19 protein-coding genes, 6 tRNA genes and 3 pseudogenes are annotated in these 24678 nt (G+C 58.8%); 10 read left to right on the top strand and 18 right to left on the bottom strand.

Features of this window, described 5'->3' with window-relative positions; genetic code table 11:
• Window positions 1-147: 147 nt before the first annotated feature.
• Together BLU75_RS04465 and BLU75_RS04460 are read right to left on the bottom strand one after the other, a co-directional pair.
• A tRNA-Asp gene (locus tag BLU75_RS04465) sits at window positions 148-224 on the bottom strand.
• Window positions 225-243: 19 nt separating this feature from the next.
• Window positions 244-319 (bottom strand) — tRNA-Val (locus tag BLU75_RS04460).
• Window positions 320-479: 160 nt separating this feature from the next.
• Here BLU75_RS04460 and rdgC point away from each other — a divergent pair.
• The 3 genes from rdgC (at window position 480) to sugE (ending at window position 2893) form a co-directional block, all read left to right on the top strand.
• Complete coding sequence (gene rdgC, locus BLU75_RS04455) at window positions 480-1400, top strand: recombination-associated protein RdgC (protein WP_084381095.1); 921 nt, start codon at window positions 480-482, stop codon at window positions 1398-1400.
• 93 nt (window positions 1401-1493) lie between these two features.
• On the top strand, window positions 1494-2459 hold the full coding sequence (locus BLU75_RS04450; protein WP_084381096.1) for a bile acid:sodium symporter family protein: 966 nt from the start codon (window positions 1494-1496) through the stop codon (window positions 2457-2459).
• Between the two features lie 119 nt (window positions 2460-2578).
• Window positions 2579-2893, top strand: a complete 315-nt coding sequence (gene sugE / locus BLU75_RS04445) for a quaternary ammonium compound efflux SMR transporter SugE (RefSeq protein WP_084381097.1) — start codon at window positions 2579-2581, stop codon at window positions 2891-2893.
• Between the two features lie 142 nt (window positions 2894-3035).
• Here the strand turns inward: sugE and BLU75_RS04440 are convergent.
• From BLU75_RS04440 to BLU75_RS04425, 4 genes and pseudogenes are all read right to left on the bottom strand, one after another.
• Window positions 3036-4911: pseudogene (locus BLU75_RS04440) on the bottom strand (MFS transporter).
• A gap of 67 nt (window positions 4912-4978) precedes the next feature.
• Window positions 4979-6133, bottom strand: a complete 1155-nt coding sequence (locus BLU75_RS04435; RefSeq protein ID WP_090221376.1) for a TDT family transporter — start codon at window positions 6131-6133, stop codon at window positions 4979-4981.
• A 107-nt stretch (window positions 6134-6240) separates the two neighbouring features.
• The gene (locus BLU75_RS04430; protein WP_084381100.1) at window positions 6241-6552 is read right to left on the bottom strand and encodes a cupin domain-containing protein; all 312 of its coding nucleotides are present in this window, start codon (window positions 6550-6552) and stop codon (window positions 6241-6243) included.
• A gap of 45 nt (window positions 6553-6597) precedes the next feature.
• A complete protein-coding gene (locus tag BLU75_RS04425) occupies window positions 6598-7791 on the bottom strand; it encodes an MFS transporter (protein WP_084381101.1) in 1194 nt (397 codons plus the stop codon).
• Between the two features lie 90 nt (window positions 7792-7881).
• Here BLU75_RS04425 and BLU75_RS04420 point away from each other — a divergent pair, with 90 nt between their 5' ends.
• A complete protein-coding gene (locus BLU75_RS04420; protein ID WP_084381102.1) occupies window positions 7882-8445 on the top strand; it encodes a TetR/AcrR family transcriptional regulator in 564 nt (187 codons plus the stop codon).
• A gap of 272 nt (window positions 8446-8717) precedes the next feature.
• Here the strand turns inward: BLU75_RS04420 and BLU75_RS04415 are convergent, their stop codons facing one another.
• The 4 genes and pseudogenes from BLU75_RS04415 to BLU75_RS04400 form a co-directional block, all read right to left on the bottom strand.
• Window positions 8718-9497, bottom strand: a complete 780-nt coding sequence (locus BLU75_RS04415; RefSeq protein WP_084381103.1) for an ABC transporter permease — start codon at window positions 9495-9497, stop codon at window positions 8718-8720.
• On the bottom strand, window positions 9494-10426 hold the full coding sequence (locus BLU75_RS04410; protein WP_084381104.1) for an ABC transporter ATP-binding protein: 933 nt from the start codon (window positions 10424-10426) through the stop codon (window positions 9494-9496). Before BLU75_RS04410 ends, BLU75_RS04415 begins: the two co-directional genes overlap by 4 nt.
• A 135-nt stretch (window positions 10427-10561) precedes the next feature.
• Complete coding sequence (locus BLU75_RS04405; RefSeq protein WP_084381105.1) at window positions 10562-11185, bottom strand: glutathione S-transferase family protein; 624 nt, start codon at window positions 11183-11185, stop codon at window positions 10562-10564.
• A 43-nt stretch (window positions 11186-11228) separates the two neighbouring features.
• Window positions 11229-11889, bottom strand: a pseudogene (locus BLU75_RS04400) (transglutaminase-like domain-containing protein).
• Window positions 11890-12089: 200 nt separating this feature from the next.
• Here BLU75_RS04400 and BLU75_RS04395 point away from each other — a divergent pair.
• On the top strand, window positions 12090-14537 hold the full coding sequence (locus BLU75_RS04395; protein WP_084381106.1) for an acyl-CoA dehydrogenase: 2448 nt from the start codon (window positions 12090-12092) through the stop codon (window positions 14535-14537).
• A 74-nt stretch (window positions 14538-14611) separates the two neighbouring features.
• Window positions 14612-15019: a PA2817 family protein gene (locus tag BLU75_RS04390; RefSeq protein WP_084381107.1), complete on the top strand. Its 408-nt coding sequence runs from the start codon at window positions 14612-14614 to the stop codon at window positions 15017-15019.
• Window positions 15020-15022: 3 nt separating this feature from the next.
• Here BLU75_RS04390 and BLU75_RS04385 read toward each other — a convergent pair whose 3' ends face one another.
• A complete protein-coding gene (locus BLU75_RS04385) occupies window positions 15023-15982 on the bottom strand; it encodes a LysR family transcriptional regulator (protein WP_084381147.1) in 960 nt (319 codons plus the stop codon).
• Window positions 15983-16072: 90 nt separating this feature from the next.
• Here BLU75_RS04385 and BLU75_RS04380 point away from each other — a divergent pair, with 90 nt between their 5' ends.
• Window positions 16073-16699 (top strand): alanyl-tRNA editing protein, encoded by a 627-nt coding sequence (locus BLU75_RS04380; protein WP_084381148.1) that lies wholly within the window; start codon window positions 16073-16075, stop codon window positions 16697-16699.
• A 101-nt stretch (window positions 16700-16800) separates the two neighbouring features.
• Window positions 16801-18540: a dipeptidase gene (locus BLU75_RS04375; RefSeq protein WP_084381108.1), complete on the top strand. Its 1740-nt coding sequence runs from the start codon at window positions 16801-16803 to the stop codon at window positions 18538-18540.
• A 101-nt stretch (window positions 18541-18641) separates the two neighbouring features.
• On the opposite strand, the gene BLU75_RS04370 is transcribed toward BLU75_RS04375, so the two are convergent.
• From BLU75_RS04370 to BLU75_RS04355, 4 genes are all read right to left on the bottom strand, one after another.
• Window positions 18642-18717: transfer RNA gene (locus tag BLU75_RS04370), tRNA-Gly, on the bottom strand.
• 3 nt (window positions 18718-18720) lie between these two features.
• Window positions 18721-18796: transfer RNA gene (locus BLU75_RS04365), tRNA-Glu, on the bottom strand.
• 105 nt (window positions 18797-18901) lie between these two features.
• Window positions 18902-18977: transfer RNA gene (locus BLU75_RS04360), tRNA-Gly, on the bottom strand.
• A 2-nt stretch (window positions 18978-18979) separates the two neighbouring features.
• Window positions 18980-19055 (bottom strand) — tRNA-Glu (locus tag BLU75_RS04355).
• 366 nt (window positions 19056-19421) lie between these two features.
• Here BLU75_RS04355 and BLU75_RS04350 point away from each other — a divergent pair.
• The gene (locus BLU75_RS04350) at window positions 19422-20180 is read left to right on the top strand and encodes a hypothetical protein (RefSeq protein ID WP_084381109.1); all 759 of its coding nucleotides are present in this window, start codon (window positions 19422-19424) and stop codon (window positions 20178-20180) included.
• Window positions 20181-20302: 122 nt separating this feature from the next.
• Window positions 20303-21115 (top strand): alpha/beta fold hydrolase, encoded by an 813-nt coding sequence (locus BLU75_RS04345; protein ID WP_084381110.1) that lies wholly within the window; start codon window positions 20303-20305, stop codon window positions 21113-21115.
• Window positions 21116-21150: 35 nt separating this feature from the next.
• On the opposite strand, the gene BLU75_RS28225 is transcribed toward BLU75_RS04345, so the two are convergent.
• The 3 genes and pseudogenes from BLU75_RS28225 to BLU75_RS04335 all read right to left on the bottom strand — a co-directional run bounded on the left by BLU75_RS28225 (window position 21151) and on the right by BLU75_RS04335 (window position 24660).
• Entirely contained in the window at window positions 21151-21855 is a 705-nt protein-coding gene (locus BLU75_RS28225; RefSeq protein WP_414860569.1) for a methyl-accepting chemotaxis protein, read from the bottom strand.
• Between the two features lie 207 nt (window positions 21856-22062).
• Window positions 22063-22173 (bottom strand): annotated as a pseudogene (locus tag BLU75_RS28220) (HAMP domain-containing protein); the annotation flags it as partial.
• Window positions 22174-23235: 1062 nt separating this feature from the next.
• Window positions 23236-24660, bottom strand: coding sequence for an aminotransferase-like domain-containing protein (locus BLU75_RS04335; RefSeq protein ID WP_090221375.1), 1425 nt, complete (start codon window positions 24658-24660; stop codon window positions 23236-23238).
• Between the last annotated feature and the right edge of the window lie 18 nt (window positions 24661-24678).

Genomic DNA, 24678 nt, shown 5'->3' with positions numbered 1-24678 from the left:
AAAATCGTAATATGTTGATTTAAATGCAGTTTATTCAAAAAAACTTCAGAAGCCGACTGTTTGCTATTCCCCAGACAGCAAAAAGCCCGCGATTAAGCGGGCTTTCCGTGTGGTGACCTGGCGTTCAGCGTTCCAGGTAACCGAATATGGCGCAGCGGACGGGACTCGAACCCGCGACCCCCGGCGTGACAGGCCGGTATTCTAACCGACTGAACTACCGCTGCGCGTAACACTTGAAGCGAATGGTGGGTGATGACGGGATCGAACCGCCGACCCTCTGCTTGTAAGGCAGATGCTCTCCCAGCTGAGCTAATCACCCTTCACTTTCGGTGTGGCGCGCATTCTACGGAGCGCCCCAGACTCTGGCAAGCACTTTCTTTAATATTTTTTTCCATGCCTTCCAATGGCTTACGCGGGGTTGGCCTCGGGCGCTGCGAGGAGAATAATGCCCCCCTTTGTATAGAGGAGAGACTCACCCCATGTGGTTCAAGAACCTGCTTATCTATCGCCTGACCCAAGATCTGCCTGTTGATGCCGAGGCGTTGGAAACTGCACTGGCCACCAAACTGGCGCGCCCTTGTGCAAGCCAGGAGTTGACCACTTACGGTTTCGTCGCCCCGTTCGGTAAAGGCGAAGACGCACCGCTGGTACACGTCAGCGGCGACTTCCTGCTGATCGCCGCTCGCAAGGAAGAACGTATCCTGCCGGGTAGCGTCGTGCGTGACGCGGTGAAGGAAAAGGTCGAGGAGATCGAGGCCGAGCAAATGCGCAAGGTCTATAAAAAGGAACGCGACCAGATCAAGGATGAAATTATCCAGGCCTTCCTGCCACGCGCGTTTATTCGTCGTTCGTCGACCTTCGCCGCCATTGCGCCCAAACAAGGCCTGATCCTGGTCAACTCGGCCAGCCCGAAACGCGCCGAGGACTTGCTATCGACCCTGCGTGAAGTGATCGGCACACTGCCGGTACGTCCACTGACCGTGAAAACCGCACCGACGGCGATCATGACTGACTGGGTGACCACGCAGAAACCGGCCGATGACTTCTTTGTGCTCGACGAATGCGAACTGCGCGATACCCACGAAGACGGCGGTATTGTGCGCTGCAAGCGCCAGGACCTGACCGGTGAGGAAATCCAGCTGCACCTGACCACCGGCAAAGTCGTGACCCAGCTGTCACTGGCCTGGCAGGACAAGCTGTCGTTCATGCTCGATGACAAGATGACGGTCAAACGTCTGAAGTTCGAAGACCTGCTGCAAGACCAGGCGGAACAGGACGGCGGCGAAGAGGCCCTGGGGCAACTGGACGCCAGCTTTACCTTGATGATGCTGACGTTCGGCGACTTCTTGCCGGCATTGATCGAAGCGTTGGGCGGCGAAGAGACCCCGCAAGGCATTTAAGACTGGTGAAGATCAAAAGGAGGGAGCAGGCTTGCTTCCACCTTTTGATCCGATTTGCAGCCCGACTACCTCTCTAATAACAAGGATCTCCCCATGCGCGCACTCGCGGCCTTAAGTCGCTTCGTCGGCAATACCTTCGCCTACTGGGTGTTGATTTTCGCCGTGGTTGCCTTCCTGCAACCCAGCTGGTTTATCGGCCTGAAAGGCGCCATCGTCCCGCTGCTGGGGCTGGTGATGTTTGGCATGGGGCTGACCCTCAAGCTTGCGGATTTCGCTGAGGTTGCCCGTCATCCGGGGCGGGTGGCCCTGGGCGTGATTGCGCAATTTGTGATCATGCCCAGCGTGGCCTGGCTGTTGTGCCAGGTCTTCAACCTGCCAGCGGAAATCGCCGTCGGGGTGATTCTGGTCGGTTGCTGCCCAAGTGGCACCTCTTCCAACGTCATGACCTGGCTGGGCCGTGGCGACCTGGCACTGTCAGTGGCCATCTCTTCGATCACCACCCTCCTCGCCCCACTGCTGACGCCTGCATTGATCTGGCTGCTGGCCTCGGCGTGGTTGCCGGTGTCGTTCATGGAGTTGTTCTGGTCAATCCTGCAAATGGTGTTGCTGCCCATCGTGCTGGGTGTATTGGCCCAGCGTCTGCTGGGTGAGCGCGTGCGCCATGCGGTGGAGGTGTTGCCGCTGATCTCTGTGGTCAGCATCGTGATCATCGTCGCTGCCGTGGTGGCTGCGAGCCAGGCAAAGATTGCCGAGTCGGGCCTGTTGATCATGGCGATAGTGATGCTGCACAACAGCTTTGGTTACCTGCTGGGCTACCTTACTGCCCGCGCATTCAGACTATCGCTGCCGCAACGCAAGTCATTGGCACTGGAAGTGGGCATGCAGAACTCGGGGCTGGGGGCAGCCCTCGCGAGCGCGCATTTTTCGCCGCTGGCGGCGGTTCCCAGTGCGCTGTTCAGCGTCTGGCACAATATTTCCGGGGCGTTGCTGTCGACGTACTTCCGCCGCATGAGTGAGAAGGAAGACCGCGACCTGCTGGCGCAATCACGCCCGGACTGACGACGGAAACTTGATCGCCCGATGATTTTTCGGCACTCTGACGAGCTTCGCGGGGACGACCTCGCGGCTCATTCGAGTGCTCTATCCGGGGACGACCCCATCTACCGATGGAGACCATCATGTCCTGGATCATTCTGTTTTTTGCCGGTCTGTTTGAAGTCGGCTGGGCTGTCGGCCTGAAATACACCGACGGTTTCAGCAAGCCTCTGCCAACACTCCTGACCATTGTCGCCATGGCTATCAGTCTTGGCCTGTTGGGGTTGGCGATGAAGGAGCTGCCGTTAGGTACGGCCTATGCCATCTGGACTGGAGTCGGTGCGGTGGGCACTGTGATTGCCGGGATCATTCTGTTCGGGGAGTCCATGGCGCTGTTCCGCCTGGCCAGCGTGGCGTTGATCATTTGCGGATTGGTTGGACTGAAGATCAGCGCTTAGGCTGTTTTCCCTCGCTCTGCGTGTTGTATGTGTAGGAGCGAGCTTGCTCGCGAAAAACCTGAGATCGCCTCGGCGCTCCAGGTGTTGCGCGTCATCGTTAACGACCTTCGCGAGCAAGCTCGCTCCTACAGATCCCTCGCAGCTACCGCAGATCGCCGCGCAACATCCCCACCGCTGCCTGCAACTGCACAGGTGTCGCGGCCTCGAGCGCCACCGGCTCGCCTGCCACCAGCGTCACCCGCGACCAGATGCGGTGAAAGAACCCCTTGTTCGGATCCCGACTGAAAAAACTCCCCCACAGTCCCTGCAACGCCATCGGAATCACCGGCACCGGCGTCTCTTCGAGGATGCGCGTGACGCCCCCCCCGGAACTCGTTGATCTCACCATCGGCGGTCAGTTTGCCTTCCGGGAAAATGCACACCAGTTCGCCTTCCTTCAGGTATTCGGCGATTCGGGTGAAAGCCTGTTCATAAATCTGGATATCTTCATTGCGCCCGGCAATCGGAATGGTGCCAGCGGTACGGAAGATAAAGTTGAGCACCGGTAAACGGTAGATTTTGTAGTACATCACAAAACGAATGGGCCGACGCACCGCACCGCCAATCAACAGCGCATCGACGAACGACACGTGGTTACACACCAACAACGCCGCACCTTCGTCCGGAATGTTTTGCAGGTTGCGGTGCTGTACGCGATACATGGAATGGCTGAGCAGCCAGATCATGAAGCGCATGGTGAACTCGGGAACGATCCTGAAGATGTAGGTATTGACCGCAATATTGAGCAGCGACACCACCAGGAACAACTCGGGGATCGACAGTTTGACCACGCTCAGCAGCACAATCGTGACAATCGCCGAGACCACCATGAACAGCGCGTTGAGAATGTTATTCGCGGCAATCACCCGCGCCCGTTCGTTTTCGGCGGTGCGCGACTGGATCAAGGCATACAGCGGCACAATGTAGAAACCACCAAACACACCCAGCCCCAGGATATCGATCAACACCCACCAGGCCTGGCCGGAACGCAAAATCGCGAGCCAGTCGTTGGCCTGGATATTCTGCGGGAAACCGCCGGAATGCCACCACAGCAACAGGCCGAACACGGTCAAGCCGAATGAGCCAAACGGCACCAGGCCGATTTCCACTTTACGCCCGGACAGCTTTTCGCAGAGCATCGAGCCGAGGGCGATGCCCACCGAGAACACCGTGAGGATCAAGGTGACCACGGTCTCATCGCCGTACAACCAATCCTTGGCATACGCCGGGATTTGCGTCAGGTAGATCGCACCGACAAACCAGAACCATGAGTTGCCGACAATCGAGCGCGACACCGCCGGCGTTTGCCCCAGGCCCAGACGCAACGTGGCCCAGGACTGGCTGAAGATATTCCAGTTCAGGCGTATTTGGGGGCTGGAGGCTGCCGCGCGGGGAATGGCGCGACTGGCCAGATACCCCAACACCGCGAGACCGATAACTGCAATGGCCACCACCGATGCGTAATGCGTGGAAGACATTATGATCCCGGCGCCAATGGTTCCGGCCAGGATTGCCAGGAAGGTCCCCATTTCCACCAGGCCATTGCCGCCGACCAATTCATCTTCATGCAAGGCCTGCGGCATGATCGAGTACTTCACCGGGCCAAACAGCGCCGACTGGGTGCCCATGGCAAACAGCGCCAGCAACATCAGCCCCAGATGGTTGGACATAAAACCCACGGCGCCCACGCCCATGATCACGATCTCGCCGAACTTGATCGCGCGAATCAAGGCGTCCTTGTTGAATTTCTCGCCAAATTGCCCGGCCAGGGCCGAGAACAGAAAGAACGGCAGGATAAACAGCAAGGCGCACAAGTTGACCCAGATCGAACGATCACCGTCGATGTTCAGCTTGTAGAGGATGGCCAGGATCAACGATTGCTTGAAGATATTGTCGTTGAACGCGCCCAGTGCCTGGGTAATGAAAAACGGCAGGAAACGCCGTTTGCGCAGCAAGGTGAATTGCGAAGGGTGGCTCATCGTCCGTGTTCCTGCGTGGCCTGAAGGTTGTTATAGATTTTCAGGCCACGACTTTACCTAATCCTGGTTACTTATTCCCTAAACCTGCAATACAGGGTGAGACAAACAGCTCACCCTTATACGCACCCTGCACCGTGCGTTTGGCAACCACCAGCCACATCAGGACCAGAGCGGCGACCAGCGCGCTGCCGGCCACGCTGAAAAATGCCAGGTGCAGGCTGCTTCCCAGTTTCAAGGTGGTCAGCGCATACACTCCCAACGGAAAGGTGAACCCCCACCAGCCCAGATTGAAGGGAATGCCGGCCCGCAAGTAGCGCAGGGTGATCAGGATCGCGATCAACATCCACCACAGGCCCAGCCCCCAAGGAGTGATACCGGCGACCAGTCCCAGCCCCTGGGCAATCTCACCGATGCCGACAAACCCGTTGGCGCTGAAGATCGCCGGTGCGTCATCGCCCAACAGCAACATACCAAGGGCACCCGTGCCAATCGGACCTAAGGCCAGCCAGCTCGATGCGGCCATATTGGCGTGGGGCAGTTTATGCAGGGCCATGCGCAGCATCAGAATGGTCAGGATGCTGAACGCCACCGGCAGGGAAAACGCCCACAGTACGTAGCTGGTGACCAACATCACCAGTTGCGCAGGCGCGTCGGCCAGATGCGGCGCGAGCAATCCCCCGCTGGCGGCGGCGACTTCGGCGGCCACCACCGGCAACAGCCAGACGGCGGTCATCTGGTCGATGCTGTGCTCCTGGCGGGTAAACATCAGGAACGGGATCAATACCCCGCACGCCAGCGCCATGGCCACGTCCAGCCACCACACGGCTTCGGCCAGTTGCACCACGCCATCGCCCCAGCGCGGCAGGCCGAACAGCAGCAATCCATTGAGGATGGTCGCCAGGCCCATGGGAATAGTGCCGAAAAACATCGAAACCGTGGAGTGCCCGAAAATCTGCCGCGCCTCGTGGAAAAACATCACCCAGCGCGCGGCGTACAACGCGCTGAATAACACAAACAAAAAGATTGTCATCCACCACAGCCCCTCGGCGATGGCGTGTACGCCCGCCAGCGTAATGGGCAGTTGCGCCAGGGCAAGTGCCAGCACGCCAGTGCCCATGGTGACGGCAAACCAATTGGGGGTGAATTGACGAATGACTTCCCTGGGGCTGACCAGGTGACTGAACGGTTTGTAGCTGCTGGTGATGCTATTGGGGCACGTCATGGCTAACTCCTCTTCCTCGTATGGAAGTTGAGGCCATGATAGAAACAAATGGAATATCTATATAACGGGTAATTTCTCTATATATTATCTGTTTTACCTATATGAGATTATTCACTGCCTTCCGATTCAATCACCAAAATTCGCGCCGCGCCCTGCGGATGCGCGACATGCTCGGTGCCTGCACTGGCATAGAAAATGTCGCCGACGTTCAGTTCCGCGATGTGCTCGACACCCTTTTCACGGTAGTGCATCTGCACTCGCCCATCGAGCACCACGAACACCTCTTGCCCGTCGTTGACGTGCCAGCGATACGGCTGGTCAGTCCAGTGCAAACGCGTGGTAATGCCGTTCATATTGGCAATATCCAGCGCCTCCCAGGCACGGCTGCCGGTGAATTCCGTGCTGCGGATTATCTTCATGGGTGAATCTCGATCAGGCCCGACAAGGTGTTGGATAGTACTGATTCAGCCGCCCGACGTCGCCCTGATCCTGGCCGCATCCTGCAAGATCAGGCCGATCAACGCACCGAGCGCCAATACAATCAGCACCGCGCCATAACCGTCAGTGGTGGCAATCAGGCCGAAGCTACGCGTCAGGTTGCCCGCCAACAGCGTCGGCAAGCAAAACGCCAGGTAACTCAGTACATAAAACGCCGACATCAAACCGGCGCGCTCATGGGGCAACGCCAGCGGCACAACGCTGCGCAAGGCACCGAGAAACCCCGCGCCGAAACCGCTGCCGGCTACCAGCGTCGCCAAGAAAAACAGCGGCAAACTGCCCATGTGAGTGGCGCCGAGAATCAACGCGACACCGACTGCCAACAGACTCGCTCCCAGACGTAGCACCTTATCCGCCGCATGCTTGCGCACACTGAAAATCATCAACGCGCCACTCAACGTCAGCACCGCGACCAGGCCGCCACCAATCAGATTGGAGGTCGAACCGGTCACCGCCCGCACCAGCGATGGTGCCAGAGACAGATAAAAGCCGCCCACGGCCCATACCGCGACATCCACCGGCAACGACAACCACAGGGCGCGACGCGCCTGAGGCGGTACGTGCAAAGTCGGGCGCAGTGACGCCAGCGCACCGGGGACAGGACTCACGCTTTCCGGTAGACGCCACACCAAAAGGCCTTGCAACACCAACAGCGCGAGCAACGTCCAATAGATCAACTGGGTGGGCAGCGGCGCAAACTCCACCAGCAAACTGCTGCCCATCGCGCCGCACGCCATGCCCAGCAGCGGCGTGATGCTATTGACCAGCGGCCCCTGCTGGCGGTCGATATCGAGTAACGCGGCGCCCAGTACGGCAGTCGCCATGCCCGTGGCGAAGCCCTGCAGAGTCCGGGCGGCGATCAGCCAGGCGACACTGTCTGCGTTGATAAACAGCAGCATGGCCGCCATCTCCAGCACCAGCGCGACAAAAATCACCGGCTTGCGCCCCAAGTGATCCGACAATGAACCGACGGTCAGCAACGCCGCCAGCAGGCTCAAGGCGTACACACCAAAGATCAGCGTGAGGGTGCCGGAGGAAAAGTGCAGGCCTTCTTGATAAAGGTGATACAACGGCGTCGGCGCACTGGAGGCCGCGAGAAATGTCAGCAAGGTGATCGCCAGGAACACCAGGCCGAAGCGGTGAGAGATAACGCTGGACATGGGCATGCTCCACTAAAGCTAATATTTTGCTTTTGTGGAGTGTGCTACTGACGCCAGCTTAAAGCAAATTCTTTGTGTTAAGGTCGCAACATGGCAATAAAAGAAGGCCTTCGCCCGGGGGGCCGCAGCGCCCGGGTCCAAGAATCAGTGCACACGGCGGTACGCGAGCTGCTGCAGGAGCAAGAGCGCGCCAGTATCACCGTGCCGCAAATCGCCACGCGCGCGGGGGTCACGCCGTCCACGATTTACCGACGCTGGGGCGACCTTGCCGCCCTGCTCGCGGACGTCGCGCTGGCGCGTATGCGTCCCGACAGTGCCCCGGCCGAGACCGGCAGCCTGCGAGGTGATCTGCAAGCCTGGGCCGAGCAATACCTGGACGAGATGAGTTCGGAGCCGGGGCGCAACATGATGCGTGATGTGCAGTGCAGCCAGACGCCGGGCTATTGCGTGACGATCCTCGGTGGGCAGTTGCAAGTCATCCTGGATCGCTACGCCGACCGCGCCGAGCCGCTGCCCAGCGTCGATCGGCTGATCAATCTGCTGGCGGCGCCGACAGTGTTCAGGATTCTGTTTGCGAGTGCGCCGCTGCGCGTGGAAGAGTTGCACCAACTTATAGATCTGGCACTGGCAACTCCCGCCGCAGCCGACGAGTAGGACGTCGCTGGGGCCCGACAGTGGCCACACCATAAGGAAGGCTTGTCCTCTGGTTCAGTTAAGCAAGTGATGCACCTGATACCGCTTTTGTGGCGAGGGGGCTTGTCCCCCGTTGGGCTGCGCAGCAGCCCCAAAAAAGCCTCCCCCGTCCTTCAGTCCAAACTGGGGTGACAGGTTTGGGGGCTGCTGCGCAGCCCAACGGGGGACAAGCCCCCTCGCCACAGACAAGCCCTCTTGCCACAGGAAAAGTCCCTCTCGTCACAGGACAGGATTCAGGTACGCATCCCGCGCCCACTCACCAGTAACCGCGCACAACCGAAGTACAACACCACGGTCGCCACAATCATAAAGGTGATCGCCACACTGATCTTGATATCCGATACCCCAAGAATCCCGTAACGGAACGCATTGACCATGTGCAATACCGGGTTGGCCAGCGAAACGGTCTGCCAGAATGGCGGCAGCAGGGTGATGGAGTAGAACACCCCGCCCAGGTAGGTCAGCGGCGTCAGCACAAAGGTCGGAATGATGGAGATGTCATCGAAGTTGCGCGCAAACACCGCGTTGATAAACCCCAGCAGCGAAAAGATCGTCGCTGTCAGCACCACCACCAAAACAGTCACGCCCAGGTGATGCACCTGCAGGTGGGTGAAGAACATCGACAGGATCGTCACGATCACCCCGACCATCAGCCCGCGCAGCACGCCGCCCAAGGTATAGCCGATCAGAATGGTATGGGGCGATACGGGTGACACCATCAATTCCTCGATGGAGCGCTGGAACTTGCTGCCGAAGAAACTCGACACCACGTTGCCGTAGGAGTTGGTAATCACCGACATCATGATCAAACCCGGCACGATGTATTCCATATAGGTGAAACCACCCATATCGCCGATCTGCCGACCAATCAGATTACCGAAAATCACGAAGTACAGAACCATAGTGATCGCCGGCGGCAGCAGGGTTTGCGGCCAGATCCGGGTAAAGCGCTTCACTTCGCGGTAGACAATGGTTTGCAGCGCGACGAGGTTGGGTTGCAGTTCGGAACTCATACCGCCACCTTCGCCAGATTTTTCTCCACCAGGGACACGAACAACTCCTCCAGGCGATTGGTTTTGTTGCGCAAGCTCAGCACTTCGATGTTCTGGGTCGCCAATTGCGCGAACAGCGCGGTGATGCCGACCGCTTTATCCACCTGGACCTCCAGGGTGTGGTTATCCACCAGGCGGCTCGGGTAACCGAGCAAGTGCGGCGGCGCCGACATGTTGTGCTTGAGGTCCAGCAGGAACGTCTCGACATGCAACTGGCCGAGCAAGTTGCGCATGCTGGTATTTTCGACAATGGTGCCGTGGTCGATGATGCCAATGTTGCGGCACAACTGCTCAGCCTCTTCCAGGTAGTGAGTGGTGAGGATGATGGTGATGCCTTTTTCATTCAGCTCGGTGAGGAAGCTCCACATCGAACGACGCAGTTCGATATCCACGCCCGCGGTCGGTTCGTCGAGGATCAGCAAGCGTGGCTCATGCACCAGGGCGCGGGCAATCATCAGCCGACGCTTCATGCCGCCAGACAGCGAGCGTGAAGGCACGTCGCGCTTGTCCCACAGGCCCAGTTGCGTGAGGTATTGCTCGGCCCGTTCCTTGGCGACTTTGGGCGGGATGCCGTAATAACCCGCCTGAGTCACCACGATGTCGAAGGTCTTTTCAAACTGGTTGAAATTGAATTCCTGGGGCACCACGCCAATGCTGCGCTTGAGCGCGGCCGGGGATTTATCCAGATCGTGGCCAAAGATATTCACGCTGCCGCTGGTCTTGTTGACCAGGGTCGAGAGAATGCCGATGGTGGTGGATTTGCCGGCACCGTTGAGGCCGAGCAAGGCGAAAAAGTCACCTTCGGCGACGTCCAGATCGATACCACTCAGGGCCTGGAAACCGTTGCCGTAGGTTTTGGTTAGCTGCCGGATGGACAGAGCGGAACTCATATCGGATTACGCACCAAGAAGAAGGGAGACAGGAAATAGATAAGGGCGCGCCGTACTAAATGCAACGGCGACGCAGGACACGCATGGTGCTTGCCCGCGTCGCACAAGTACAGTCACCTGTATTAATAGTCAGTATTAAGTCAACGCGGTCATGACCGCTTTGCGATAGGCTGGACGTTGCTGCAAGCGCTGGTACCAGCCCTCTAGCGCGGGCATCGCTGGTCGCTCGATGGGCATCTCGAACCAGGCGTAGATAAAGCAGCCCAAGGGAATATCGCCCATGCCGATCTCGGCACCCGACAAATACGGTTGCCTGGTCAAGGCTCGCTCAACGGTCTGCAATACGTCGATGCAGGCCTGGCGACCGGCATGGATGGTGTCCCAGTTCTGCTTCTCGGCGGGGGTGCGCAACACGCCCCAGAACACGCTCTTGAACGGTTCAGCGAAGGTCGCGGTGGTCCAGTCCATCCACTTTTCAGCGTTGGCCCGCGCCTGCACGTCCCCGGGATACCAGGCGGAGTCGGCAACATGCTTGGCGCAGAGGTAACGCACGATGGTATTGGATTCCCACAACACAAAGTCGCCGTCCTCAATCACCGGTACCCGGCCATTCGGGTTCAACGCACGGTAGTGTGGGGTATCGACCACACCAAAAGCCCCACCCGCATCGATCGCCTCATAGTCCAGGCCAAGTTCTTCGGCGCACCACAGTGCTTTCCTGACATTTGACGAATTTTTCCGTCCCCAGATCTTCAGCATGACCGCCTCCCAATGGATGAATGCCGAGGCAGCATACGCCGGTTCAGCCGCGGCTTAAATCGCCCTGGATGTCGCCCAGCAGTGGCGGCATCTGCTCGCCAAACAGGTGGGGGGTAACATGTCTCCAGGTGGGTAAAAAAGAAGTCCTCAGGCACATCGGCAAACTGTCCATGATCCACCACGTATTCCATGGCGCGCTGCCCCTGGCGGTTGTACGGGTGGAAAACACTGTCGTTGATTCCGTCGAAATCCAGTGGCGGTACATCGAACAATTCGCACAGTTGCTGGTTGAACGCCGGCGTGGCCTTGACCCAATGCCCGTGCAAATACAGCTCGGTGTAACCGTGCATGGCGAACACGTCACTTTTGAGCAACTCGATCAAGCGCGGGGTCGACAGGTGATTTCGCACATCGGCCAGGCCGATGCGAGCCGGTATGCCGCAATGCCGCGCACAGGCCGCCAACAGGGTGGCCTTGGGCACGCAATAACTCTGACCTGCGGCCAGCGCGTAACTGCCGCTGAGGGTTTGCGGATCACGACTGAAGGTGTAAGGGTTGTAGCGCACCGCCTCACGCACGGCGTAGTAGAGACTGACTGCCTGGTCACGGGGATCAAGGCTCGAACCGCGATGTTTTTCAGCGAACTCCACCACCGCAGGGTGGTCACTATCGATGAAGCGGCTGGGACTCAAGTACGCATTCATGGGAATTTTCTCCGAGGCGAACCTGAAGTCTAACCACAGGTCCGGCCCAGGGATAACGACGATTCGGCCAAATGTCGGCGCTTCACGCCTGTGTCTGAATCGTACTGCCTGGCACAACACGTAACACCCTCGACGCACGCTTTTTCGGACACCGACTAAGCTCTGAGGGTGTTTTGCCCTGGTTTCACGGAGGATTGAATATGCTGTTGTTGTGGATACTGGTTCTGGTGCTCGGGATTGCCTATCTGGCACACCGTCGCACCGCGCCCCTGCCCGCCCTGGGCGTGGTAGCCGTCTACCTGTTGGCGATGGGCGCCTTCAGTCATGCGCCAGGCTGGTTGCTGCTGATCTTCTGGGTGTTGCTCGCGGTGGTGGCCGCGCCGTTGTTGCTGCCGGACCTGCGTCGTCGCTACTTCACCGCCCCGCTGTTCAGTTGGTTTCAGAAAGTCTTGCCGCCGATGTCCGAGACCGAACGCGATGCCATTGATGCCGGTACCGTGTGGTGGGACGGCGAGCTATTCAGTGGTCGCCCCGATTGGGACAAATTGCTGGCCTATCCCAAGGCGCAACTGACAGAGGAAGAGCAGGCGTTTATCGACGGCCCCACCGAAGATCTGTGCGCCATGGTCACCGACTGGGAGATCGGCCAGGCCATGGACCTGCCGGCCGCCGCCTGGGAACACATCAAGCAACACGGTTTCTTTGCCCTGATCATTCCCAAGGAGTTCGGCGGCAAGGGTTTCTCCGCCTACGCCCACTCCCAGGTCGCGATGAAGCTGGCGACCCGCAGTGGCGACCTCGCGTCTACCGTGATGGTCCCCAACTCCCTGGGCCCCGCCGAACTGCTGCTGCACTACGGCACCGATGAACAACGTAATCACTATCTGCCACGCCTGGCCCGTGGCGACGATATCCCGTGTTTTGCCCTGACCGGCCCGCTAGCGGGTTCCGACGCCGGCGCCATGCCCGATACCGGGGTGATCTGCAAGGGAGAATGGGAAGGCAAGGAAACCCTCGGCCTGCGCCTGAACTGGGAAAAACGCTATATCACCCTGGGCCCTGTAGCGACCTTGCTGGGCCTGGCCTTCAAGGCCTACGACCCGGATCATCTGCTGGGCGAGGAAGAAGACCTGGGTATCAGCCTGGCACTGATTCCCACCGATACTCCCGGCGTGGAAATCGGCCGACGTCATCTGCCATTGGGGGCGGCGTTCATGAACGGCCCCAACTCGGGCAAGGATGTATTCATTCCGCTGGACTTCCTGATCGGCGGCCAGGACATGCTCGGCAAGGGCTGGATGATGTTGATGAACTGCCTGTCGGTCGGCCGTTCGATTTCCCTGCCCGCGGTGGGCACTGGCGCGGCCAAGTTCACCAGCCTGGTGACTGGCCAATACGCCCAGGTACGCGAACAGTTCAACGTGCCGCTGTCGGCATTCGAAGGTATTCAGGAGGCGCTGGCGCGCATTGGCGGCAACGCCTGGTTGATGGACAGTGCACGGATACTGACCGCCAACGCTGTCGACCTGGGGGAAAAACCCTCGGTGCTGTCGGCGATCCTCAAGTACCACCTGACCGAACGCGGCCGTGAGTGCATCAGCCACGCCATGGACGTACACGGCGGCAAGGGCATCATCATGGGCCCCAACAACTACCTGGGTCGCAGTTGGCAAGGGGCGCCGATTTTCATCACCGTGGAAGGTGCGAACATCCTGTCGCGCAACCTGATGATCTTTGGCCAGGGCGCAATTCGTTGCCATCCTTTTGTACTCAAGGAGATGGCGCTGGCGGGTCGCGAAGACCATGCCCAGGCGCTCAAGGAGTTCGATGGCCTGCTGTTGCAACATATCGGTTTCGCCGTCAGCAACGCCGCCAGCACCCTGGTCTTGAACCTCGGCCTGGGACACTTCGAAAAAGCCCCGGGCAATCGCCTGAGCCAGGGTTACTTCCGTGCCCTTAACCGTCAGGCCGCTGCATTTGCCTTGCTGGCCGACCTGAGCATGATGCTGCTCGGTGGCGAACTGAAACGTCGCGAACGCCTGTCGGCACGACTGGGTGATGTGCTGAGCCACATGTACCTGGCCTCGGCGGCGCTCAAGCGCTACCACGACCTCGACTCCCCCGGGCATTTGGAGCCGTTGTTTGCCTGGGCCATGGAAGAAAGCCTCGGGCAGTCGGAACGGGCACTGGATAAACTGCTCGACAACTTCCCGAATAAAATCCTCGGCTGCCTGTTGCGAGTGATTGTGTTCCCGTTCGGTCGTCGCCACAAAGGCCCTTCCGATGCGCTGGATGCCGAAGTGGCAGCGGTGATCGGCCGTGCCAAGGGTGATCCGACCCTCGAAGCGTTGTTGGCCGGTTGCTATCGTCCACAATCGGCCGAGGATCCGGTGGGCGCATTGCAGCATGCCTACGACCTGCTCGACGCCAGCCATCCGCTGCAGAAAAAACTCCACAGTGCGCTCAAAAGCGGTCAGCTCAAACCGATCGCCGGGGAAAATGCCATCGACGCCGCGTTGCAGGCAGGCGTGCTGCAAGCGGCCGAGGCGCAGACGCTGCATGATGCCGAGGCGGCGCGACGCAAGGTGATCGATGTGGATGACTTCAGCAAAGAGGAACTGGCGCAAGCGCCAGGTCGGGTGCGCTAACCCAACGGTCATATAAAAACGGGCGCGGGAGCTATATACTCCCGCGCCCGTTTTTGCTTTTGAGGACTTATCTCGTGTCCAACGTCGTTGCCGATCATCTCGTCTTGCTCGACCACCTGCGCAGCATTCTGGTTGCCGTCGGCGAAGCCGAGCAGGTTCCAGAGGAAAGCCACGCGCTGTTCCTGGAACGCTTCGATGAGCTGCGCGCCCTATTGCCTATCGATCCCATCGAAAGCCAGTATCTGGGCCAGGACCTGATGAGTCAGGTCATCCTGCGCTACCCGCAAATCGCTCATCTGGTTCCACGCGACCTGCTATGGTTCTTTGGCGGTGATTGCCTGCATTTTATGCCCGACGACGAACTCGACCTCTACCAGGCACTGGAAGAACGCCGTTATGAAGCCGAGCAGAACGACGAACCGTTCGACTGGAACCAGGAAAAGCAGTTGCTGGCCATGCCCGACGACCAGTCCAAGCACTGACTTTCATGGGGGAGCTGGCTTGCCGGCTCCTGCCTTCCGGCGCAATGTCGGCTCTTTCGCCATACACGCCACCAGATAATCGATAAACACCCGCAACTTCGGCGGCAGGTACCGCGTAGGCGAATGCAACAACCAGGCATCACCGTGGTATGACGCAATAAAGTCCCACTCCGGCAACACCTGCACCAACCTTCCCGCCTCCAACGCATGTCGCGCCGTGAAGTACGGCAAGCTGCCAATCCCCACATCCTGCAACACCGCCTCCAGCCGGACGCCGGTATGGTTGGCCGCATAGCGCCCGCGCACGCCAACCGTCACCGCCTTGGCGCCCTGACGAAATTTCCAGCGTGCATCGCCCGGTGTTTCCCCCAGATAAATGCAGCTGTGTTGCAACAGATCATGAGGATGCGTCGGTGTACCGTGCCCATCCAGGTAGTGCGGCGTGGCGCAAAGCAGGTGTTCGATGGGCAGCAACTGACGCCCCACCAATCCCGGCGGCGGACTGTCGGTGATACGAATGCTCAGGTCGACATTGTCATCGATCAAATCCACATGCCGATCTTCCAGGATCAGTTGTACATCCACCTTGGGGTAGCGTCGCAAAAACTCCGGCATATGCGGATGCACGACAAACCGCCCGACCGCTTTCGGCACGCTAACCCGCACCAGCCCTTCGGCTTCATGGGTGTACTGGCCGCTGATTTCCATCACCGAGCGCGCTGCATCGAGCATCTCCTGACAGCGCTTGAAGACTTCTTCACCGCCTTCGCTCAGACGCAGCTTGCGGGTGGTGCGTTGCAGCAGGCGGGTGGCCAGGGTCTTCTCCAGGCGCGAGATACTACGGCTCACGGCGGACGGCGAGACGCCCAACTGACGCGCCGCCTCGGAGAAGCTGCCGGTCTCGACCACCTTGACGAAAATCGCCATATCGCTCAACAACGGCAAAGGCAGATTGATGCTCATCAGGCACAAGTCCATTGAATTTTCAGCGGATTATCACCTATTAACGCACTATTTATACTGCCAGACAGAACCCAGATGCGGATGCAGATGATGACCGAACGCCTGTTTTTTACCCACGACCACCTGATTGCCGATGTCGAGGTGCTGGAATGCACACCCCGAGAACAGCAGTTTGCAGTGGTTCTGCACTCAACCCCCTTCCACCCCCAGGGCGGCGGTCAGCCTTTCGACACCGGCTGGCTGGGGGATAGCCGAGTGTTGAAGGTGGTACAGGAAGCGGAGCACATTGTGCATTATGTCGACCAGCCGCTCGAACTCGGCATCACGCAAGCGCGGGTCGACGCAGAACGTCGCGTCTTGCATACACGCCTGCATTCCGCCGGGCATTTGATCGGCAACGCAGGTGAAAACCTGGGTTGGATGCCGATCAAGGCCCATCACTGGCCTGGCGAAGGCAAGATCACATTTATACCTGGCGAGTCGGCGCACGCCATAGACGCCGGTGCATTGCAACAGCAAGTCAATCAATGGATCAACGCGGACTTGCCCCGCCATATGCTGCTGGAAGGCGACACGCGAGCAGTCGGCTTCGGTGAACTGCCGGTCTATGCCTGTGGCGGTACCCACGTGCAAACACTGGGGCAAGTAGGCCAAGTGAAAATTCTGTCGCTGTCAGAAAAAAAAGGGACGCTGTCGGTCCGCTACACCCTTGATTAAGCCCTTCCTCTCCTTGCCGACTGGTGATAATGTGTGGAGATGTTTCTGACCTATAAATCAGAAATCTCCCACACACCAACCACAAAGGAATGCCAACAAACATGGATTTTTCGCTCAAGCACCTGGCCGCCGCTACCTTGATGGTCGCCGGCCTGTCGTCGTTCGCCACCCCGACCTTCGCCAACATTACGCCGCAACAAAGTGCGAGCATTCTCAAGACCTTCGATGAAGCGTCGGACAAGGATTTCCGCACGTTCCTAGGTAGCCTGGCCAAGAGCGATGCGGCTAAGACCGCCAACCTCGGCGCGGCGATCAAGACCTTCCTCGATAACAAAACGCTTTCAGCCGAACAACAGAACGAAATCCATCGCCTGCTGGGTCTCTACGCACGCGCGAAGTATGGGGCTGCAGCCACCGAAACCTTGCGCGAACTGGTTGCGATCCCGACCTTCCAGGTTGAAGGCGTCGCCCAACACGACAATCCTGAATTCCTCAAGATCGCCGACAAAATCAAGCACCTCGCGCAGTCCTTTGACCTGAATTTTCGCAACGTCGATAACCGCGTCTATGAAGTCTCCCTGGAAGGCACGGGTGATGAAGTAGTGGGCATTCACGCCCATGCCGACGTGGTTCCGGTGACGCCCGAAAACTGGGTGCTGGCGGATGGCACCAGGCTTGATCCTTTCAAGGTCACCTTGATCGGCGACCGCATGTATGGCCGCGGCACCGAGGATGACAAGAATGGCATCGTGGTGACGCTCTATGCCATGAAAGTCATCAAGGAAGAAAAGCTGCCACTGGCGAGAAACTTCAAATTGCTGGTGGATACCACCGAAGAAACCACCGGCGACGCCATTCCCTATTACTTTGAACGCAACCCCACGCCGAACTACAACCTGGCGCTGGATGGCGGCTATCCAGTGGTGATCGCCGAGAAAGGCTATGGCACTGTCATGGCGACTTTTGCCAAGCGCCAGGCAGAAGGCAACGGTGGCGAAATCATCTCGATGACCGGCGGTCTGGCGACCAACCAGATTCCGTCGGCTTCAGTGGCTACGCTGCGCAGTGACAAACCCGTCGAATTGGCTGCCAGTCTGCAACAGGCCGGCATGGCTTATGCCAAGGCGAATGGTGCCGATTTCCAGATAGACGCCAAGGTGGTCGGCAACGACGTCAAGCTGACAGTGACCGGTGTTTCCGCCCACTCATCTGAACCCGAGTCCGGCGTCAATCCGGTGGCGAGGATGCTTGACTTCATCAATAGCCTGAATGGCAAGGTGGCGCTCAAGCACAACGAAATGACCGACGCCGCCCGCTACGCTGCCGACAACTGGGGCCTGGATTATCTCGGTGGCAAACTGGGCGTGGGCTTTTCCGATGCGTTCATGGGACCGCTGACCGCCTCCCCGACGTTTATTGGCATGGATGAAAAAACCTTCAAGCTCGCCGTCAATCTGCGGGTACCAAAAGGTAAATCCCCGGAAGCGCTCAAGAAGGAAATTGCCGACAAGCTCACAGCGTGGAGCAACCAGACCCGTATCACACCGACCTTCGATTACTCGATCGCCAAGCCGATGTACCGCAACCCCGAAGGCGAGTGGGTCAAGGCGCTACTGGCAGTCGCCAGCGAAAACCTCGGCATGCAACACACTTTCGGCACCTCGGCCGGCGCAACGTCGGTACATGAACTGCCCAACGGTGTGCAATTCGGCCTGGCACGGCCCGAAGCCAAATACACCGGGCACACCGACAATGAGTTCAAGACCGTCGAGCAATTCCTGCTGGACCTGCAGATCGTGACCGAGATGATGGGCCGTATCGGGCAATTGCCGAAGCTCTGATCAGCCACGTGGACCTGCTATGTCGGCAGGTCCATTTACCGGCGCTGTATCGCACACAAACAAAAACGCCGCTCATTGCTGAGCGGCGTTTTTATTGAATATGGAGCGGGAAACGAGACTCGAACTCGCGACCCCGACCTTGGCAAGGTCGTGCTCTACCAACTGAGCTATTCCCGCAAATGGCGTCCCCTAGGGGACTCGAACCCCTGTTACCGCCGTGAAAGGGCGGTGTCCTAGGCCACTAGACGAAGGGGACACGCTAACTGAAACACATGGTGTGTATTCCAGTGCCCAGACCCTAGCCCTAAGACTTGGTCCTGGTTTCACTCAGTGCCGCCCTGGAGCCACACTGCTTAAAAATTGGAGCGGGAAACGAGACTCGAACTCGCGACCCCGACCTTGGCAAGGTCGTGCTCTACCAACTGAGCTATTCCCGCAATGGCGTCCCCTAGGGGACTCGAACCCCTGTTACCGCCGTGAAAGGGCGGTGTCCTAGGCCACTAGACGAAGGGGACACACGTACAACATTCACTGCTTATCGCGTTTCGCTGTGTGCTTTACGCTGTAAGTGGCGCGCATTCTATGGATGGATTGAAAGGTCGTCAACCCCCATGGATAAATTTATTTAAATCAATGACTTCGCCTTGCTTTACCAGCACCGGCGGAGTTTCTCGCCGTCCGCGGTTTGACGCCTATATTCTGGCACCCCACAAGGCGCTATAGTTCGCATCAGTAGATGATGGCAATCTGCACCCATGTAAGCCGCTTCCTATATAAGGAAAAGACGGATTCAACTCGTCGAACAGTTCTATCCGCCACACGCCGCAATCACTACACTTCAACGTACATCCCATAAAGAGGTCGCACCGGTGACACCAATCATGATCACCCTGCTGGTAATAGCCGGGATCGTAGTACTGATCGCCATTGGCTATATGAACCATGTGGTGGAAAACACCAAACTGGAAAAGGCCCGGGCTCAGATTGAACTCAACGACCGGTTGCGGCGCTGTGGCGAGATCACCGAAACCTTCCCGGGCCAATTGATGACTCCGGCGCTCAAGCTGCTGTTGACTCGCCTGGAACTGAACGTCAACCAGCGCCTGCTAACCCTCAACAAATCCAGCGCTGCCCTCAAGTCACGTATCAAGGAACTTGAGGCGCTGATCGGCCAGGGTGAATCGATCCCGGTGAACAACCCACCCTCCCCGATCCAGACCGAAGCCAAGGCCAAAGACGTGCGTTTTCTGCTGGAAGCACTCCACGGCCAAGTCACCCGCGCGGCTCAGGACGGCTTTTTACCCACCAATGAAGCCAAGCATTGGATCAGGGAAATCCGCCACATCCTGGTGTTGCTGCATATCGAGTTCTTCAACCACCTCGGCCAGCACGCCCTGCAACAGGAACAGCCCGGCCAAGCGCGCCTGGCGTTCGAACGTGGTGTGCAATACCTGCGCAAACAGCCTGAACCGGCGACCTACAGCCAACAGTTGCAGGTTTTGGAAAATCAGCTGGCACGCGCCAACTCCATGGTATTGAGCAACAGTCAGCCGGTCGCTGACGAGGTCAATGAGTTGACCGAAGGTTTGAAAGTCGTGGATGCAGACGCCGAGTGGAAAAAGAAGGCGATTTACGACTGACCCTCACCGCCGACCCCGTGGGCGCAGAGGGTTTGCGCCCGTGCCATCACTCTGCATCTATCCTCCTTCGCGCAACTCGCGTACAAAAGTGGGCTTCCTTCTCTTAACAAATGAGGCCCGCTATGCCCGTCGTCGTCGTTGATGGTCAACCGCTGCACTATCTGGATCAAGGCAGCGGTCCCGTGGTTTTGCTTGGCTCAAGTTACCTGTGGGACCGCACCATGTGGGCACCGCAGATAACCGCCCTGTCGCAAAAATACCGAGTGATCGTTCCCGAGCTATGGGGCCATGGCGAATCGGGCCCGCTACCCGCGCCCACACAATCCCTTGACGACCTCGCACGCCAGACCCTGGCCTTGCTGGACCAGTTGGACATCGCTCAAGTCAATCTGGTGGGTTTATCGGTCGGTGGCATGTGGGGCGCACGCCTGGCGTTGCAAGCGCCCGAGCGGGTCAACAGCCTGGTGCTGATGGACACTTACTTGGGTGCGGAGCCCGAAGCGACCCGCGCGTATTACTTCTCGTTGTTCAAGATGATTGAGGACGTGGGCGCTATCCCTGAGCCACTGCTGGATGTGATCGCGCCGATTTTCTTCCGCCCTGGCATCGACCGGGAATCGGCGCTGTACCAGAGTTTTCGCCAGTCACTGACGACGTACCCCAAAGACCGCCTGCTGCACAGCATCGTGCCCCTGGGCCGCTTGATCTTCGGGCGCGACGATCTGCTGGAGCAACTGCCGCGCCTGAACGCCGAGACCTGCCTGGTGATGTGTGGAGAGCAAGACACCCCGCGCCCACCCGCCGAATCCAGGGAAATGGCCGAGTTGATCGGCTGCGACCTGACGCTGATCGCGGACGCCGGACATATCTCCAGCCTGGAAAACCCTGACATCGTCAACGAGACCTTGCTCACCTTCCTCGCCAATCATACCTGACCACTCAGCCTTTGATCGCCGCGGCCTCGCGGTGATCAAAGACGAAAGTGCCCCACCATTCCTTTAAGCTCAGCCCCCAACTGCGCCAGCTCAATGCTCGACGCCGCGCTACCCTGCATGCTCAACGCCGATTGATCGGCGCTGGCGCGAATACTGGTGACGCTGCGATTGATTTCTTCGGCCACCGAACTCTGCTCCTCGGCCGCCGCCGCGATCTGCTGATTCATCTGTTGGATCAGCGATACCGCCGCGGCAATGCTGCCCAAGGCACTTTCGGTTTCCAATGCATCGCTGACCGCCAGCTTCACCAGCTCGCCACTCTGCTTGATCTCCTGCACCGACGATTGCGCCGCGCTGCGTAAGGTACTCACCAATCGCTCGATTTCTTCGGTTGATTGCTGGGTACGTCGAGCCAGCGCCCGGACTTCATCGGCCACCACCGCAAACCCACGCCCCTGCTCACCCGCCCGTGCCGCTTCGATAGCCGCGTTCAGCGCCAACAAATTGGTCTGCTCCGCCACACTCTTGATCACCTCCAGAACGCTCCCGATATTCTGGATTTCCGCGCTCAGCCTCTCGATGCTGGTGCTGGCGCTCATCGCGGAACTGGCCAGCAACTCGATGCGCTGCAAGCTCTGGCGCACCACCCGCTGGCCACCGTCGACCTTGGCATCAGCAGTCTGCGCGGCCTGTGCCGCTTCTTCGGCGTTGCGGGCCACATCGTGGACCGTGGCGGTCATCTGGTTCATTGCGGTAGCGACTTGCTCGGTTTCCTCTTTCTGGCTGCTGACTTCAATATTGGTCTGCTCGGTCACACTGGATAACGAGTGGGCGGAGCTGGCCAGTTGCTCGATACCCGCCTGCAGACCGCTGACCATGCTACTCAGGCCGCTCCCCATCTGCTGCATGGCCAGCATCAACTGCCCCATCTCGTCACGTCGGGTTACCTCCATTCGACCACTGAGATCGCCGGCGGCAATTTTCTGCGCAACCCCGATCACACTGCGCAATGGCGTGACGATCAACCGGGTGATGACCCACGCGGCAATCAATCCCATCAATAAAGCCAGGGCCGAGGAAACGATGATCAGCCAAGCACTTTCATGCAATTGCTCCTGCATCGAACGGTACTGCGCGTCGTAAGCCTGATTGACCTGCGAGACCACCTGGTCCGCGCGGTCATGCAATTGCTGGTAGACGATCTTTTCCTGAGCCAGCAAGCCGGTGTACTCATCAAGTTTCTCGCTGAACGCGGCAATGTGCCCGGCCACTTCATTCAATACAGTTTGATAGCCCGGATCCTTGACTGTGGTTTTCAGTTGTTCAGCCTGGACCAGGGCTTGCTCGGCCTGCTCGATTTTGCCTTGCCCGGCACTCTCTTCATCGTCGCCCTTGCGACTTTGATCCAGACGCACCCGCGCTTCGTTCATGGCCTGCAGCATCAGGCGCGAAACCTGCCCCACCTGCCCGGCCTGCTCGATAAGCTCAGCACCCTCCCTGCCCTGGCTTTCCTTGAGTTCGTAAGCACCGTCATCCGCCAGACCGGCCTGCAACACATCGAGGTTATTGGCAACGCTGGAAACCGACCAACTGGCCATTTCCAACGCCAGGTCCTTGGACTGGGTCAGCTCTACGAACTCGTCGAAGGCCTGGCGATAGGCAGTCAGGGCCTGCTCCACCGCCGTCATTGCCGGCTCGTTGGCTGCAGACAAAGCTTTGAGTGCCTGCGCTTCAGCCACCAGGCCATCCACGCCTTCATTCAAGGCATCCACGGACTCGGAATCGGAGCGCAATGCGTAGTTCTGCTCGATCAAGCGCACCTTCAACAAACCATTGTTGAGGGAGGACATACCTTTGAGTCCTTCGAATCGAGAGCCGATGGTTTGCAGGGACCACACGCCAATCGCAGCCACCGCCGCCGTCAGCAGAAGAACCAGGAAGAACCCCAGCGCCAGTTTTTTCGCCATTCCAAGGTTGGAAAAACGTCGTTGCATGCCCGAAATCATTGCGTTTGAGTCCTCTTGGCAAGGCGAATACCACAACCTCGGTATCCATGCGGGGAGATTCGCAACGACAAGCCCCGGAACACAAGATGCCAGCACGAGAATAATGGCAAAAAGCTACATCTTCGTCGTTTTCAGACTCGTGGAGGTCGATCCGGACGGGCCCATGGCCTTGAACAGCGCCTGCGCCCGCCGGTCACCTGCATAGGCCACATTGATACGTTGCCAGTCACTGTGCTCGCCCGTCGGGCTGAACAAGGAGCCCGACGATAGTAGGACCCCGCAGCGACGAGCCTGTGCCGGCAATTGTGATCTATCCCCCACCCCCGGCCTCGCCCAAAGAAACATACCGCCCGCTGGCACGGCGAAAACCTCCCACTCCTCATCTTCCAGCACTTGCAGGGTCGCGGCCATTTCTGCACTCAATCGCCGACGCAAACGTTGGACCCATTTGCGATAGGTACCGTTGGCCAAAAGCGTGGCCACTACGGCCTCGGCAAAACGCGAGGTTCCCATGCCCGTCAGCGTCTTGACCTTGACCAACTGCGCGATAATGGCTGCGCTGGCCGTGAGATAGCCGACTCGCAGCGCACTACTCAAGGTTTTGGAAAAACTCGCGACGTAGATCACCCTTTCGTCATGGGATAAAGCCGCCAGCCGGGTACACGAGGCGTGTTGCAGGTCGCCATAGACGTCCTCCTCGATAATCAGGAAATCCCGGGTACGCGCCAGATGCAACAGGCGCTCGGCCACCGCCAAGGAAAGACTGGTGCCTGTCGGGTTATGGTAGAGGCTATTGATGAACAAGCACCGGGGATGATGAATCGCCAGCAACGCTTCGAGGGCCTGGAGGTCCGGGCCACTGCGCGTCCTGGGAACCTCCAGCAACTTGACGCCATGAAAGGCCAGCAAGCGATAGAGATTGGCATAGCCCGGGCTTTCAATCACGACCGTGTCACCGGCCTTGAGCAGCGTGCGTATCAACAAGTCGTGGGCATGACTGGCGCCCTGGGTCGTCAGGATACGGTCGGCGCTGGCGGCCACTTGAATCTGGGTCAGGCGCTTGAACAACTGCTCACGCAATACCGGTAAGCCAAGGGGCGTACTGTAGTTGAAAACCCCGGCGATATCGGTGCGGGTGATTTCACGAATCGCATAGCTGATGTCATCGTTCTCGCGCCATGAGTCCGGCAGCCAACCGCATCCCAGCTTTAACTCGCCCAACGGGCCATCGGTAAAGGCGCCCCAGTCCTGTTCTGCCCCCTCATGCCATTGGCATTCAGTGGCAGGGCTGTCGGCAGGCGGTTGCGCCGCGACGAAAAAAACCGAACCGTGCCTTGAGGCCAACAGGCCGTCGGCCACCATTCGTTCGAATGCCTCGATCACGCTGGATTGACTGAGCAGGTTGTCATGAGCCAGTTGCCGGATGGAAGGCAGGCGAGTGCCAGGACTCACCCCGCTTTCCCGAATCCACTCGGCCACTGCGCTGACGATCTGCTGAACCACCGGTATCAAGGCTTGTCGATTGATCTCTAAATCCATGCGCCACCTGCTTAATCT

It is taken from the genome of Pseudomonas mucidolens, assembly GCF_900106045.1.
Taxonomy (GTDB): domain Bacteria; phylum Pseudomonadota; class Gammaproteobacteria; order Pseudomonadales; family Pseudomonadaceae; genus Aquipseudomonas; species Aquipseudomonas mucidolens.
Note: the sequence above shows the minus strand (reverse complement) of the source record. Positions and strands in the feature narration are given on the sequence as shown.